General features: G+C 37.0%; 1 tRNA gene. It reads left to right on the forward strand.

Annotation, left to right across the window (positions count from 1 at the left end):
* The first annotated feature begins 47 nt into the window (after positions 1-47).
* Positions 48-124: transfer RNA gene (locus tag ASU03_RS19540), tRNA-Ile, on the forward strand.
* Positions 125-433: the final 309 nt, after the last annotated feature.

The raw sequence follows: 433 nt of genomic DNA on the forward strand, positions 1-433 counted from the left end.
CGAGTGTTCACACAAATTACATGATAACAAAATAAAGAAGAAACGATAGGTCTGTAGCTCAGCTGGTTAGAGCGCACCCCTGATAAGGGTGAGGTCGGCAGTTCAAGTCTGCCCAGACCTACCAATTTTGTTTTTATCGGCGTTACTTGCCAACTCGTGTAGGATTAACTACACGTCGTTACCAAGTGCCTTGATAAAATTCAAAATGGTAAATGATATTTCTTCTCTTAAAGAAAGAAACCAAACTTAACTTATCGTTTAAACGATACATTAAGTTTGGTTTTTACTCTCCTTAGGGAGAGAAATCACGAATTAACCGAATGCGAGTTGATTTGAAGTTCTTTAACAATCTGGAAAGCTGATATAAATATCGGTATTTATATATTGAACACGGTGTCGCGCTGTTGTTCATATCAGTATAAATACCAACAAA

The sequence above is a fragment of the Colwellia sp. TT2012 genome (assembly GCF_001440345.1).
GTDB lineage: Bacteria > Pseudomonadota > Gammaproteobacteria > Enterobacterales > Alteromonadaceae > Colwellia.